Genomic DNA, 12,906 nt, shown 5'->3' with positions numbered 1-12,906 from the left:
TTGAAGATTAAACGATTTTTTGCCAAAGATATGCGTACGGCACTACTCCAAGTTAAAGGGGAGTTAGGTGACGATGCGGTGATCATGTCGAATAAAAAAGTCGCAGGCGGTGTAGAGATTGTTGCTGCTGTGGATAACGATGGTGCTTCCAGTCGTCCAACAAATAACAACTATGGTTCCAGCCCAAGACACACTCCACGTCAAGCTCCTGCTTCTTTGCCAACACCGTCAAAGCGACAGCTTGAAGATGATCGAGTGACTTTGCAAACTCAAGCAGATTCAGGGCGCTCTATGACTCAGCGTTTTGCGAACATGCTGAAACAGTACAGCTCTGGTCGTCCAGAAGAAGAGCAAACAGATGAGCAAGGTGCAGATTCCTTATCGGCACTGTTGCAACGTCAGTCTAGTGCACGTTCGGGTGGCGACCGTGTTCAGGTGAAAGAAGATTCACCATTGGCTCGCTTAATCGCAGAAGATCGCCGAGTGGAACGTCCAGAAGCGCGCCTTGATCCTAGTCGATACGAGCGCGGTAAGCCGAATGAAACTTCCGTTTCAAATGAGAACTTGGAAGATATGAAAGAAGAGATGATGTCTATTCGTCGTCTTTTAGAACACCAAGTTTCAGGTTTGATGTGGCAGGAAGTAGAGCGACGTGAGCCACTTAGAGCTATGTTGATCAAACGCTTAGAGCGTATGGGTGTTTCTTCCGATTTAGCCGATCAGTTAGCTTGTTATATCCCAGAAGATACGCCTCCGACTAAAGCGTGGAAAGCCTTATTAGGTCTAGTCGCGGACCAAATTCCAATTTCTAAACAAGACATTTTAAAACGCGGCGGTGTTGTTGCTTTGTTAGGGCCTACTGGCGTTGGCAAGACCACCACGGTTGCGAAACTTGCTGCAAGAGCAGCGATGGAGTGGGGCGCAGACAACGTAGCGCTCGTCACGACCGATACTTATCGAATTGGTGCACATGAACAATTGGCGATTTATGGCCGAATTATGGGATGTGCAGTAAAAGTCGCTAAAGATTCCAAAGAGTTAGCCGATGTAATATATCAGTTAAGGAATCGTCGCCTTATTCTTGTTGATACTGCAGGTATGGGGCAGCGCGATGTGAGGTTATCTGAGCAGCTAGATACATTGATGCACGAGAGTGGAGAAATCATTCATAGCTACTTAGTGTTACCTGCCACTGCGCAGCGCAAGGTGTTACAAGAAACGATTGATCACTTCAAACGCATCCCATTGTCGGGATGTATTCTGACTAAGCTTGATGAATCATTAAGTCTCGGCGAGTTTGTCAGTGTGATAGTACAAAACGCATTACCCGTTGCGTATATCGCAAATGGTCAGCGTGTACCAGAAGACATTGTGATAGCTCAACCAAAATACATGGTAGCCAAGGCAAACGAATTACTAGAGAAGTCGACAGATGATGAGCCTCACTACTGGAATAGTGAAGCGGAAAGGTTCTAGGCGGCGGACGATTATGACAAATAATATGATACAAGACCAAGCAAGCGGATTACGCCGCTTAACACAACCTTCTTTAACAAAGGTCATATCTGTCACAGGTGGTAAAGGTGGCGTCGGTAAGTCTAATGTTACGTTAGGTATGGCAATTTGTATGGCGCGCCAAGGTAAGAAAGTCATGGTACTTGATGCTGACCTCGGCCTTGCTAATGTCGACGTTATGTTGGGTATTAGACCTAAGCGTAACTTGGGCCATGTTCTTGCTGGTGAATGTGAGTTGAAGGATGCGATTGTACAAGGTCCGCATGGTATCAACATCATTCCTGCGACATCGGGTACTCAGTCGATGACTGAACTCAGTCATGCACAGCACATTGGCCTGATAAGAGCTTTTGGTAGCCTTGAAGATGAAATGGACGTATTATTAATTGATACGGCCGCCGGTATATCTGATATGGTCGTTAGTTTTTCACGTGCCGCACAAGACGTTGTAATTGTGGTTTGTGACGAACCTACGTCAATCACTGATGCATATGCTTTAATTAAGTTGTTGAGCAAAGAGCATCACGTCCAGCGCTTCAAAATCGTTGCAAATATGGTCAGAAGCTACCGTGAAGGCAGAGAATTGTTCGCAAAGTTGACCTTGGTCACAGAGCGATTCTTGAATGTTAGCCTTGAGCTCGTAGCATGTATTCCATTAGATGATAAAGTTCGACAAGCTGTTAAGAAACAAAAGATTGTTGTTGATGCTTTTCCGCGCTCTCCAGCTGCATTAGCAATTGGTTCGTTGGCAAATAAAGCACTGACTTGGCCAATTCCTAAAACGCCGAGTGGACACTTAGAGTTTTTTGTAGAACGCTTATTGAATAGGAACGAAATGCTAGAGGAACCATTTGGTGAATAAGGCCCTGACCTATGACCAGTACGCAAATCAAAATAGTCAGCGAGCATTTTTAGAAAAATATTCGGTGCTTGTGAAGCGTATTGCTCATCACTTATTGGGGCGGTTACCTCCGAGTGTTCAGGTTGAAGATCTTATTCAGGCAGGCATGATCGGTTTGCTCGAAGCTCAAAAGAATTACGATGGTAGTAAGGGCGCGAGTTTCGAAACATATGCTGGTATTCGCATTCGTGGTGCTATGCTTGATGATATTAGACGTGGTGATTGGGTACCTCGCTCTGTACACAAACATAGTCGTGAGATAAATCAAGCGATTGCAGAACTTGAAGGTACGTTGAATCGAGATCCTACTGATGCCGAGATTGCTCAGCATTTAGGGTTAAGTTTATCGCAGTATCATTCGGCACTAACGGATATAAACTGCTCTCGCCTGGTTGGGATTGAAGATTTGGGTGTCTCGGAAGATGTAATTTCTCCAGAAGACGACGATGACTCAAATACCCCGTTTAAAGGGGTGGCAGATGAGTATTTTCGCAAAGCATTGATCGATTCGATCAAAACTTTGCCAGAGCGAGAGGCTCTAGTACTTTCGCTTTATTACGATGAAGAGTTAAACTTGAAAGAAATAGGCGATGTGATTGGTGTAAGCGAATCACGTGTCAGCCAAATATTAAGTCAATCAATGCAGCGTCTACGCACAAAGTTAAGTGCATGGACAAATAATGAGTAAAACACTGATATCGAACTCAGTGGAGGCAATTTTGAATAAAAACATGAAAATCCTTATTGTTGACGACTTCTCAACAATGCGCCGTATCGTTAAGAACCTACTTCGCGACTTGGGTTTTAATAACACTCAAGAAGCAGATGATGGTCTAACAGCCTTACCAATGCTCAAAAAAGGTGAGTTCGAGTTTGTAGTTACTGACTGGAACATGCCAGGAATGCAGGGGATCGATCTTCTTAAGCACATTCGTGCAGACGACGAGCTCAAGCACCTACCAGTATTGATGATCACAGCAGAAGCAAAACGTGAGCAAATCATCGAAGCAGCACAAGCAGGTGTGAATGGTTACATCGTTAAACCGTTTACTGCTGCAACACTAAAAGAAAAATTAGATAAGATTTTTGAGCGTCTATAGTCAAGGTAAGACTTTGGGTGTTAAAGGCCATTGAGAATGATTTCATTAGAACAGGCAAAGCAACTCGTCGAGCTGCTTGAAAGCGAGCAACAGCAAGAAGCAAATACTCTTTTTAAAGAGATCTATGACAGTGCTTCGAATCCTATGCTTCAAGAGATAGGTGAGCTGACTCGTGATCTACACGAATCGCTTAAGCAGTTTACGATTGACCAGCGTATGAGCGAAATTGCCAATGACGAAATCCCAGACGCCAGGGATCGCCTTCAATACGTCATTGATAAAACAGAAGTCGCAGCAAACAAAACGATGGATGCTGTCGATCGCTGTATGCCCATTGCTGACAACTTACATGAAGGGCTGCTGAAGGTTCGCCCTCAGTGGAATGAGTTGATGCACGGTCGAATAGACCTTGCTGAGTTCAAAGCATTGTGTCACCACATTGACGATTTATTGAGTCAAGTCGAAGGGGACAGTTCGGAACTTCGAGGCCAGTTGACTGAGATTCTGATGGCTCAGGACTTCCAAGATTTAACCGGCCAAATCATTTCGCGTGTTATTACCTTGGTTAATGAAGTTGAAGGTAGGTTAGTCGAAATCCTTACGGCATTTAGTACTAGCCAGTTGGATGAAAGCGCTGATAACAAAAAAGATGCATCTACGGACCCGGAAGGTCCGATACTTAACCCTCATGAAAGGGATGATGCCGTTTCATCACAAGACGAAGTTGATGATTTGCTCTCGAGTCTTGGGTTTTAGAGGTAACATATGAGCTACGATTTAGACGAAGATATTCTTCAGGACTTTTTAGTGGAAGCAGGGGAGATACTGGAACTTCTCTCCGAGCAGTTGGTAGAACTAGAAAACAATCCTGACGACAAAGATCTCTTAAATGCTATTTTCCGTGGATTCCACACTGTAAAAGGTGGCGCGGGTTTCCTCTCGTTAGGAGAACTCGTTGACACATGTCACGGTGCAGAAAACGTGTTCGATATTTTGCGTAATGGTCAGCGTTCAGTAAGTGCCAGTTTGATGGACACCATGCTGAAAGCGCTAGATACGGTTAACGAACAGTTTCAAGCAGTTCAAGATAGAGAAGAGTCTCTGCCTCCTGCAGAACAATCTTTGCTAGATGAACTTCATCGTCTAAGCCGACCAGAATCAGAAGATGAAGCAGTAGCTACAGTTGAAGAGCCTGCTCCGATCCCAGAACCTGTTGTAGAAGAGCCTGTCGCAGCGCCTGAGCCTGAAACAGAAGTCTCTGCGAATTCTATTGATGAAATTACTCAAGATGAATTTGAAAAGCTACTCGATGAACTGCACGGAAAAGGTGGTGCACCAAGTGATTCATCACCTGCGCCAGCGCCAGCAGCTGCGCCTCAACCTGCAGTCGATATGAGCGGTGACATCACTGATGATGAGTTTGAAAAACTGTTAGATGAACTGCATGGTGTCGGTAACGCGCCAGCGACAGCATCGGTTCCACCTCCGCCGCCACCATCTAAGCCAGTCGCTCCTGCAGCTTCATCCGCAGCGGGCGATAGCGATTTAATGACCGACGCGGAATTTGAAAAGCTACTGGATGAGTTGCATGGTTCAGGCAAAGGTCCATCGCCTGAAGAGCTAGAAGCTGCAACTAAACCAGTTGAAGTGAAAAGTGAGCCGACTCCAGCACCTGCGCCAGCTCCTACGCCTAAGCCAGCAGCGGCACCCGCTCCTGCACCTAAGCCAGCAGTGAAAGCGGAAGCAAAACCTGCGGCGAAGAAAGAAGTTGCGACTCAATCGAAGAAACCACAAGCTGAAGCAACAGTTCGCGTTGATACTTCAACGCTAGACACCATTATGAATATGGTGGGTGAGCTTGTACTCGTGCGTAATCGTCTATTGAGCTTAGGTCTAAATAGCAACGATGAAGAGATGTCAAAAGCTGTCTCTAACCTTGATGTTGTTACTGCAGACCTACAAGGCGCTGTGATGAAGACTCGAATGCAACCGATCAAGAAAGTTTTCGGTCGCTTCCCTCGAGTGGTTCGTGATTTGGCGCGTAGCCTAAACAAAGACATCACGCTTGAAATGCGCGGTGAAGATACTGATCTTGATAAAAACCTGGTAGAAGCCCTAGCGGATCCATTGATTCACTTGGTTCGTAACTCGGTTGACCATGGTGTAGAAATGCCTGACGCTCGTGCAGCAGCAGGCAAGCCTAGAACAGGTAAAGTGATTCTATCTGCTGCTCAAGAGGGCGACCATATCGAATTGGCTATCGTTGATGACGGTGGTGGTATGGACCCGGATAAACTTCGTGGAATTGCGGTAAAACGTGGGATCATGGACGAAGATGCTGCCTCTCGTTTATCAAATAAAGAGTGTTTTAACCTTATCTTTATGCCGGGCTTCTCAAGTAAAGAGCAGATCTCGGATATCTCTGGCCGTGGTGTAGGTATGGACGTTGTTAAGACAGCGATCAACACTCTAAATGGTTCTATTGATATCGATTCTGAAATGGGCAAAGGGACAAAGATCACCATCAAGGTGCCATTGACCCTAGCGATTCTACCAACCTTGATGGTTGGGGTTGCAGGCCACCCATTTGCACTGCCTTTGGCTAGCGTGAACGAGATTTTCCACTTAGATCTAAGCCGCACTAACGTGGTTGATGGTCAGCTAACGATAATCGTTCGTGAAAAATCCATTCCTCTATTCTATCTACAAAATTGGCTAGCACCGCAAGCCGGCCAAGTTGAACTACGCAAAGGTCATGGGCATGTTGTGATTGTTCAGATTGGTAGTCAACGTGTTGGTTTTGTGGTTGATACTCTAATCGGACAAGAAGAAGTGGTAATTAAGCCGCTTGATAATCTATTGCAAGGCACTCCAGGTATGGCAGGCGCGACGATCACTAGTGATGGTCATATAGCGCTTATCCTAGATGTGCCAGATTTACTTAAGCAGTACGCAGCTGCTTCTCGAATCTAAGTCGCGGAATATAAAAGGAAAGATATGGCGATTAAAGTATTAGTTGTAGACGATTCGAGTTTCTTCCGCCGACGAGTAAGTGAAATCATTAACTCTGAAGCAAAACTAGAAGTGATTGATGTCGCGACAAACGGCAAAGAAGCGGTTGAAAAAGCGCTAAAAATTAAGCCGGATGTGATTACAATGGATATTGAAATGCCAGTGATGGACGGTATCACAGCCGTCCGTGAAATCATGGCGAAATGTCCAATTCCAATTTTGATGTTTTCTTCTTTGACTCATGATGGCGCGAAAGCAACATTGGATGCGTTAGAAGCGGGTGCGTTGGACTTCTTGCCTAAGAAGTTCGAAGATATCGCTCGCAATCGTGATGAAGCCGTAACCTTGCTACAGCAGCGTGTGATTCAGATTGCTTCTCGTCGAGCGATGATGCGTCGTTCTGTGGCGGCACCAAGTTCGCCAACAAGGGCAACCGCAGCGCCAGCAACTACGACTAGAACATCACTACAACCACGAGCCACAGCACCGGTCAAAGCTACAGTCGCGACTCGCTTTAAAGCATCAGGTAAGAAGTATCAATTAACAGCGATTGGTACATCTACTGGTGGTCCAGTCGCGCTACAGAAAATTTTAACTAAGTTACCTGTTAACTATCCTCACCCAATTGTGTTGATTCAGCACATGCCAGCGACGTTTACAGCGGCCTTTGCGAGTCGTTTGAACTCACTTTGCAAGATACAGGTGAAAGAAGCGGAAGATGGCGATGCTTTAAAGCCTGGGGTTGCTTATCTTGCACCGGGTGGTAAACAGATGATGATCGATGGTCGACCAGGTTCTGCAAAACTACGCATTATTGATGGTGGTGAGCGTATGAACTATAAGCCTTGCGTTGATGTGACATTTGGTAGCGCTGCGAAAATTTACTCCGATCAAGTTTTGTCAATGGTACTCACAGGTATGGGAGCTGATGGCCGTGAAGGCGCTCGCATGTTAAAAGGTACGGGCGCAACGATATGGGCTCAAGATGAAGAGAGCTGCGTTGTTTATGGTATGCCACAAGCGGTAGCGAAAGCAGGGATTTCATCGGAAGACTTACCCTTAGATCGCATCGCAGAGCGTATGTTAGTCGAAGTAGGTCTAGCATAGAGGTCACTCATGATTGTATGGAGCATTGCAAATCAGAAAGGCGGGGTCGGTAAAACGACCACTACCATTACCTTAGCAGGATTGTTGAGTAAGCAAGGGAAGCGCGTCTTATTAGTAGATACGGACCCTCACGCATCTTTAACAACCTACCTTGGTTACGATTCTGATAACGTTCCAGTTAGCTTGTTTGATCTTTTTCAATTGAAAGAGTTTAACGAGCATAGTGTTAAGCCGTTGATCATGAAGTCGGACATTGAAGGAATCGATATTATTCCTGCACATATGTCTCTTGCGACACTTGATCGAGTGATGGGTAACCGAAGCGGAATGGGGCTTATTCTAAAAAGAGCTCTCAATACGCTAAAACAGCACTATGATTATGTGCTGATTGATTGCCCGCCTATTTTGGGTGTCATGATGGTCAATGCATTAGCAGCAAGCGATCGCATTCTAATTCCTGTACAAACCGAGTTTTTGGCGATGAAAGGGTTGGAACGTATGGTTCGTACGCTGGCGATTATGCAGAAATCACGTGGGCAAGCGTTTAAAGTGACCATTGTTCCGACGATGTACGACAAACGCACCCGAGCGTCATTACAAACATTGCAAGAGCTGAAGAAAGATTATCCAGATCAGGTTTGGTCATCTGCTGTTCCGATTGATACAAAGTTTCGTGATGCGAGTTTGAAACACCTTCCCGTGTCTCACTTTGCATCTGGAAGCCGAGGGGTCTTTGCTTATAAGCAGCTGTTGATTTACTTAGAGAGGCTGGCTATCAATGACTAACCAGTCGTTACTCTCAAGTGAACAAGCGTTAGATGATTACTTTACTGCACTGCTTGAAGAAAGTGTAGATGAACAATGGCTTGACGACTCTATGCAAGGTGAGACCATTCTTGCGGAGCCAGAGCCAGAGCCAGAGCCAGAGCCAGAGCCAGAGCCAGAGCCAGAGCCAGAGCCAGAGCCAGAGCCAGAGCCAGAGCCAGAGCCAGAGCCAGAGCCAGAGCCAGAGCCACGAATAACAGCTATTGATTACGAATTGGAGCCAATGCTTCAGTCCGTCGAAGAAAAAAGTTATTACCAGTTACCAACGGAAGAAGTTGAAGTTCCTAATCTTGAGGATGTTGAGCGGCTGCTTAAACAACTTGAGTCGACGAATCCTGTCGCTGAACTTGATCTAGAAGAGATACTCGAGCAGAACACGATTGAGATCGCTCAAACTCAAGTCAAGACGGAAACCGTTGTGGAAGTTGAAGAGATTCAAGAATGGGACTTGGAACCCGTAGCAGAAGAAACACCTGATATCGAAATAGTGCTCGATACACCGATTATTGAAGAGGTGATTGTCGAAGAGCCAGTCGTGGAGGTGGAGACTCATGTTGATACGGAAACTGAGTTGCAAACCCAATCAGGTTCAAGTGGGTTAGGCACATGGGAGACGCGAGTTCGAGAAGTCTCGTTTCAAGTCTTATACTTTGATGTGAATAGCGTGACTTTTGCAGTCCCTTTGGATGAGCTAGGTGGTATTCATCGTATCGCTGAACTCAATCATTTAATTGGTCGACCAGCTTGGTATCTAGGTTTACAAACCAGTCGAGAGGCACAACTTGACGTTGTGGATACGGCAAAGTGGGTAATGCCTGAGAAATTGAAAGATGACTCTCATAGAGAGGCTTATCAATACATTGTTATGCTTGGCGAGAGTATGTGGGGCTTAGCTTCCACTCAGTTAATGGGGACTGAATCTCTTGACCCAGGTATGGTTAGATGGCGAGAAACTGCGGGAAAACGCCCGTGGCTTGCCGGAATGGTAAAAGAAAAAATGTGTGCATTGATTCATGTTGAAGCATTGATAGCTATGCTTAATGCAGGACTTGATGTCAAAGCATTAGATAATTAGAACATGAGTGCCAATTTAGGCATAGAGAGGATTAGGTATGTCTCAAACTAATGAAGTAGAAGTAAGAAAGGACCAGTCTAATGACGAAGTGCTTCAGTGGGTGACGTTCCAGCTTGAGGAAGAGACTTACGGCATTAACGTAATGCAAGTCCGTGAAGTTCTTCGTTATACGGAAATTGCTCCTGTACCGGGTGCACCAGACTACGTACTAGGTATTATCAACCTACGTGGTAATGTGGTTACGGTAATCGATACTCGCTCTCGTTTTGGTTTGATTGAAGGTGAAATCACCGACAACACACGTATTATCGTGATCGAGTCAGAGCACCAAGTGATCGGTATTTTGGTGGATAGTGTTGCTGAAGTCGTTTACTTGCGCTCTTCAGAAATCGATACAACGCCAAGCGTTGGTACAGATGAAAGTGCTAAGTTCATCCAAGGTGTGAGCAACCGTGATGGTAAACTGCTTATCCTTGTCGACTTGAACAAACTACTGACAGACGAAGAATGGGATGAGATGGCTCACCTATAATGGACGTTGGTTTTCTATCTAGTGCTCCAGCAATCGCTGGGGCTGTTGCTCTAGTTGTACTGCTTTTGCTATTGCTGTTATTGCGAGTAAAAGCTAGCCAAAGAAAAGTCGCGGATCAACTTCGTCAGCAGAATCGACATTTAGATAAAGAGCTACAAAAATCAAGCAAGCAACTGCTTGAGGTTCGATCAGTCGTTGTTGGCTTAGGGCAAAGGGTAAGTGAGCAACATGATATTATTCAGCACTTAAACGAGCGCATTACAGAACTAGAACAAGAAGATAGTGATGGGCGCATGTACTCAAGAGCAAGCAAGATGGTACAACTAGGTGCTGATCTTAATGAGCTGATTGAAGAGTGTGAATTGCCGAAAGCAGAAGCGGAACTTATGATGTCATTGCAGAAAAAAATAGCAGGCAAAGAAAAAGTTCCTCCTTTGGAAAGCAGTCCTGATAGACACAAAGCTGTTCGACAAAAACGTCCAGTTAGAAGATAAAAATAAACAAGGTGCTGATTAGCACCTTTTTTTATGATTGCATGTAACCATTTAGTGGTATATAAGTCACTATATGTATAATTGTTAACAGATTCTTACGTAGTTTCGTGATTCGTATAGGTCTAATGCTGTTTTGTGTTTAACTGGCTGTGGTAATATACATTCTCAAAATTTTAGTAGTGACCGCCCATGTTAGAAGTATCTCAGCTTACTGCCATCCGAGATGAAAGAATTCTCTTTGAATCCCTGTCTTTTACTATAGATTCCGGTGAGTTAGTCCAGATAGAAGGCCGCAATGGTACCGGTAAAACAACATTGCTGCGTATTGTGACTGGCTTGGGCGACCGAGATAATGGTGAGATTTTCTGGAACGGTGAAAACATCGAATCTAACCGAGATGCTTACCATGAAGATTTGTTGTTTCTTGGTCACTCTACAGGCGTAAAGCGTGAGCTCACTGCATATGAGAATCTACGTTTTTATCTGAACGTGCACTCCAAGACTCCCGTCGATAAAGAAACTATCTACAACGCACTATTAAAAGTAGGTCTTGCCGGACGTGAAGATGTTCCTGTCGCGCAGCTGTCCGCAGGTCAACAACGCCGCGTTGCTTTAGCTCGATTATGGTTAAGCGAGCACAAATTGTGGATTCTGGATGAACCTCTAACTGCGATTGATAAGCAAGGGGTTAAGGTTTTGGAATCACTTTTTCTTAATCATGCGGAGCAAGGTGGCATTGTGGTATTAACCACCCACCAAGATATGTTCACGGATAACCCGAAACTTAGAAAAATTAAACTGGGTGATTAATCATGATAGGCATTATGAATAGTATCGTTCGTCGTGAACTGTTGATTGCATTTCGTCGTCAAGCGGATGTGTTTAACCCATTGTGGTTTTTCATCATTGTCATCACTTTATTTCCATTGAGTATTGGCCCTGAGCCAAACCTACTAGCCCGTATTGCGGCGGGGATAGTTTGGGTTGCAGCTCTCCTTTCTGCATTGTTATCGCTGGAAAGGTTGTTCCGTGACGACTTTCAAGATGGTTCATTGGAACAAATGATGTTAATGCCTGTCCCATTACCGATTGTCGTGATCTCAAAGGTGATTGCGCATTGGATATTGACGGGTTTGCCACTCATTTTGATCAGTCCATTGCTAGCGATTTTACTGTCGCTAGACTTTAACACCTGGCTTGCTGTTGTGCTGACTCTTCTTGTCGGAACGCCAACATTGAGTTTTATTGGTGCAATTGGTGTAGCTCTGACGGTAGGGTTACAAAAAGGAGGCGTTTTGTTGAGCCTTCTTGTACTGCCGCTCTACATACCAATTTTAATTTTTGCCACGTCTGCGATTGATGCTGCATCTTTAGGTATCGCGTATAACGGGCAATTGGCAATTTTGGGTGCAATGTTCATGGGAGCATTAACCCTTACACCGTTTGCAATTAGTGCCGCATTGCGAGTAAGCGTCAATTAGTTGTTCTCGATCAAGCACGAAATTTTCCCATTATATAAATTACAAAACCAATAATTGTCTCTGTGACGTTAGAACATAAGACAACACTGAAGTAAGAGCGAGAATTAAACATGTGGAAATGGCTCCATCCTTACGCCAAGCCCGAATCAGCTTATCAGCTCAGCGGTAAGCTTCTACCTTGGTTTTCCATATTGGCACTGCTGTGTTTATCAGTAGGTACGGTATGGGGATTAGCGTTTGCCCCGTCGGACTATCAGCAAGGCGATAGCTTTAGAATTATTTACATCCATGTACCTTCTGCGATTTGGTCAATGGGTGTGTATATGTCGATGGCCATTGCCGCTTTTATTGGCTTAGTTTGGCAAATTAGATTATCCGATCTTGCTGCTTCAGCGATGGCTCCAATCGGTGCTGTTTACACATTTATTGCTCTACTTACTGGTGCCGTATGGGGTAAACCTATGTGGGGCGCTTGGTGGGTATGGGATGCTCGCCTGACTGCAGAGCTCATTCTTCTATTCCTTTATTTGGGTGTAATTGCGCTTTACCACGCTTTTGATGATCAAAAGACCGCATCCAAAGCCGCAGGTATTCTGGCGATTGTTGGTGTTGCTAACTTGCCAATTATTCATTTCTCTGTTGAATGGTGGAACACCCTTCACCAAGGTGCCACGATCACTAAGTTCGAAAAGCCATCGATCTCTAGTGATATGTTGTGGCCGTTGCTGCTAAATATTTTTGGTTTTGCTTTCTTCTTTGGGGCGGTGACTATGGTTCGCTTCCGCAATGAAATCATTAATAACGAAAGTCACCGCCCATGGGTGATGAAGTTAGCTGCTGCTAAGTCTCAGAGAGGTAACTAAA

The 12,906-nt window shown here is 45.0% G+C and carries 14 protein-coding genes; all 14 read left to right on the top strand.

The window, feature by feature from the left end; all coding sequences use genetic code 11:
- The 14 genes from flhF to GVO60_RS10005 all read left to right on the top strand — a co-directional run bounded on the left by flhF (position 1) and on the right by GVO60_RS10005 (position 12,905).
- Positions 1-1,476: a flagellar biosynthesis GTPase FlhF gene (gene flhF, locus GVO60_RS10070; RefSeq protein WP_159653523.1), complete on the top strand. Its 1,476-nt coding sequence runs from the start codon at positions 1-3 to the stop codon at positions 1,474-1,476.
- A gap of 13 nt (positions 1,477-1,489) precedes the next feature.
- Complete coding sequence (locus GVO60_RS10065; protein ID WP_162596540.1) at positions 1,490-2,377, top strand: MinD/ParA family protein; 888 nt, start codon at positions 1,490-1,492, stop codon at positions 2,375-2,377.
- A complete protein-coding gene (locus tag GVO60_RS10060; protein WP_159653521.1) occupies positions 2,370-3,104 on the top strand; it encodes an RNA polymerase sigma factor FliA in 735 nt (244 codons plus the stop codon). The genes GVO60_RS10065 and GVO60_RS10060 overlap by 8 nt, the downstream gene beginning before the upstream one ends.
- Positions 3,105-3,147: 43 nt before the next feature.
- Positions 3,148-3,516: a chemotaxis response regulator CheY gene (gene cheY / locus GVO60_RS10055; protein ID WP_100753113.1), complete on the top strand. Its 369-nt coding sequence runs from the start codon at positions 3,148-3,150 to the stop codon at positions 3,514-3,516.
- 36 nt (positions 3,517-3,552) lie between these two features.
- Positions 3,553-4,272 carry a protein phosphatase CheZ gene (locus GVO60_RS10050; RefSeq protein ID WP_159653519.1) on the top strand — a complete coding sequence of 240 codons (720 nt, stop codon included), beginning with the start codon at positions 3,553-3,555 and terminating at the stop codon, positions 4,270-4,272.
- A gap of 9 nt (positions 4,273-4,281) precedes the next feature.
- Positions 4,282-6,489 (top strand): chemotaxis protein CheA, encoded by a 2,208-nt coding sequence (locus tag GVO60_RS10045; RefSeq protein ID WP_159653517.1) that lies wholly within the window; start codon positions 4,282-4,284, stop codon positions 6,487-6,489.
- A gap of 24 nt (positions 6,490-6,513) precedes the next feature.
- Positions 6,514-7,635, top strand: a complete 1,122-nt coding sequence (locus tag GVO60_RS10040; RefSeq protein WP_159653515.1) for a protein-glutamate methylesterase/protein-glutamine glutaminase — start codon at positions 6,514-6,516, stop codon at positions 7,633-7,635.
- Positions 7,636-7,644: 9 nt separating this feature from the next.
- Entirely contained in the window at positions 7,645-8,421 is a 777-nt protein-coding gene (locus tag GVO60_RS10035) for a ParA family protein (RefSeq protein ID WP_159653513.1), read from the top strand.
- A complete protein-coding gene (locus GVO60_RS10030; protein ID WP_159653511.1) occupies positions 8,414-9,535 on the top strand; it encodes a chemotaxis protein CheW in 1,122 nt (373 codons plus the stop codon). Before GVO60_RS10035 ends, GVO60_RS10030 begins: the two co-directional genes overlap by 8 nt.
- Before the next feature lie 37 nt (positions 9,536-9,572).
- Entirely contained in the window at positions 9,573-10,067 is a 495-nt protein-coding gene (locus GVO60_RS10025; RefSeq protein WP_008080703.1) for a chemotaxis protein CheW, read from the top strand.
- Positions 10,067-10,561 carry a DUF2802 domain-containing protein gene (locus tag GVO60_RS10020; RefSeq protein WP_159653509.1) on the top strand — a complete coding sequence of 165 codons (495 nt, stop codon included), beginning with the start codon at positions 10,067-10,069 and terminating at the stop codon, positions 10,559-10,561. Before GVO60_RS10025 ends, GVO60_RS10020 begins: the two co-directional genes overlap by 1 nt.
- 189 nt (positions 10,562-10,750) lie before the next feature.
- Positions 10,751-11,371: a cytochrome c biogenesis heme-transporting ATPase CcmA gene (gene ccmA / locus GVO60_RS10015; protein WP_159653507.1), complete on the top strand. Its 621-nt coding sequence runs from the start codon at positions 10,751-10,753 to the stop codon at positions 11,369-11,371.
- Between the two features lie 2 nt (positions 11,372-11,373).
- Complete coding sequence (gene ccmB / locus GVO60_RS10010) at positions 11,374-12,042, top strand: heme exporter protein CcmB (protein ID WP_159653505.1); 669 nt, start codon at positions 11,374-11,376, stop codon at positions 12,040-12,042.
- A 110-nt stretch (positions 12,043-12,152) separates the two neighbouring features.
- The gene (locus GVO60_RS10005; RefSeq protein WP_159653503.1) at positions 12,153-12,905 is read left to right on the top strand and encodes a heme ABC transporter permease; all 753 of its coding nucleotides are present in this window, start codon (positions 12,153-12,155) and stop codon (positions 12,903-12,905) included.
- The last annotated feature ends 1 nt before the right edge of the window (position 12,906 follow it).

The sequence above is a fragment of the Vibrio atypicus genome (genome assembly GCF_009811315.1).
Lineage (GTDB): Bacteria > Pseudomonadota > Gammaproteobacteria > Enterobacterales > Vibrionaceae > Vibrio > Vibrio atypicus.
Note: the sequence above shows the minus strand (reverse complement) of the source record. Positions and strands in the feature narration are given on the sequence as shown.

What these genes read in the sequence shown, in the direction of transcription:
- ccmA (WP_159653507.1), top strand. Translation starts at nt 10,751, where the DNA reads ATGTTAGAAGTATCTCAGCTTACTGCCATCCGAGATGAAAGAATTCTC.
- GVO60_RS10065 (WP_162596540.1), top strand. Translation starts at nt 1,490, where the DNA reads ATGACAAATAATATGATACAAGACCAAGCAAGCGGATTACGCCGCTTA.
- GVO60_RS10040 (WP_159653515.1), top strand. Translation starts at nt 6,514, where the DNA reads ATGGCGATTAAAGTATTAGTTGTAGACGATTCGAGTTTCTTCCGCCGA.
- GVO60_RS10035 (WP_159653513.1), top strand. Translation starts at nt 7,645, where the DNA reads ATGATTGTATGGAGCATTGCAAATCAGAAAGGCGGGGTCGGTAAAACG.
- GVO60_RS10020 (WP_159653509.1), top strand. Translation starts at nt 10,067, where the DNA reads ATGGACGTTGGTTTTCTATCTAGTGCTCCAGCAATCGCTGGGGCTGTT.
- ccmB (WP_159653505.1), top strand. Translation starts at nt 11,374, where the DNA reads ATGATAGGCATTATGAATAGTATCGTTCGTCGTGAACTGTTGATTGCA.
- GVO60_RS10050 (WP_159653519.1), top strand. Translation starts at nt 3,553, where the DNA reads ATGATTTCATTAGAACAGGCAAAGCAACTCGTCGAGCTGCTTGAAAGC.
- GVO60_RS10030 (WP_159653511.1), top strand. Translation starts at nt 8,414, where the DNA reads ATGACTAACCAGTCGTTACTCTCAAGTGAACAAGCGTTAGATGATTAC.
- cheY (WP_100753113.1), top strand. Translation starts at nt 3,148, where the DNA reads ATGAAAATCCTTATTGTTGACGACTTCTCAACAATGCGCCGTATCGTT.
- GVO60_RS10045 (WP_159653517.1), top strand. Translation starts at nt 4,282, where the DNA reads ATGAGCTACGATTTAGACGAAGATATTCTTCAGGACTTTTTAGTGGAA.
- GVO60_RS10005 (WP_159653503.1), top strand. Translation starts at nt 12,153, where the DNA reads ATGTGGAAATGGCTCCATCCTTACGCCAAGCCCGAATCAGCTTATCAG.
- GVO60_RS10025 (WP_008080703.1), top strand. Translation starts at nt 9,573, where the DNA reads ATGTCTCAAACTAATGAAGTAGAAGTAAGAAAGGACCAGTCTAATGAC.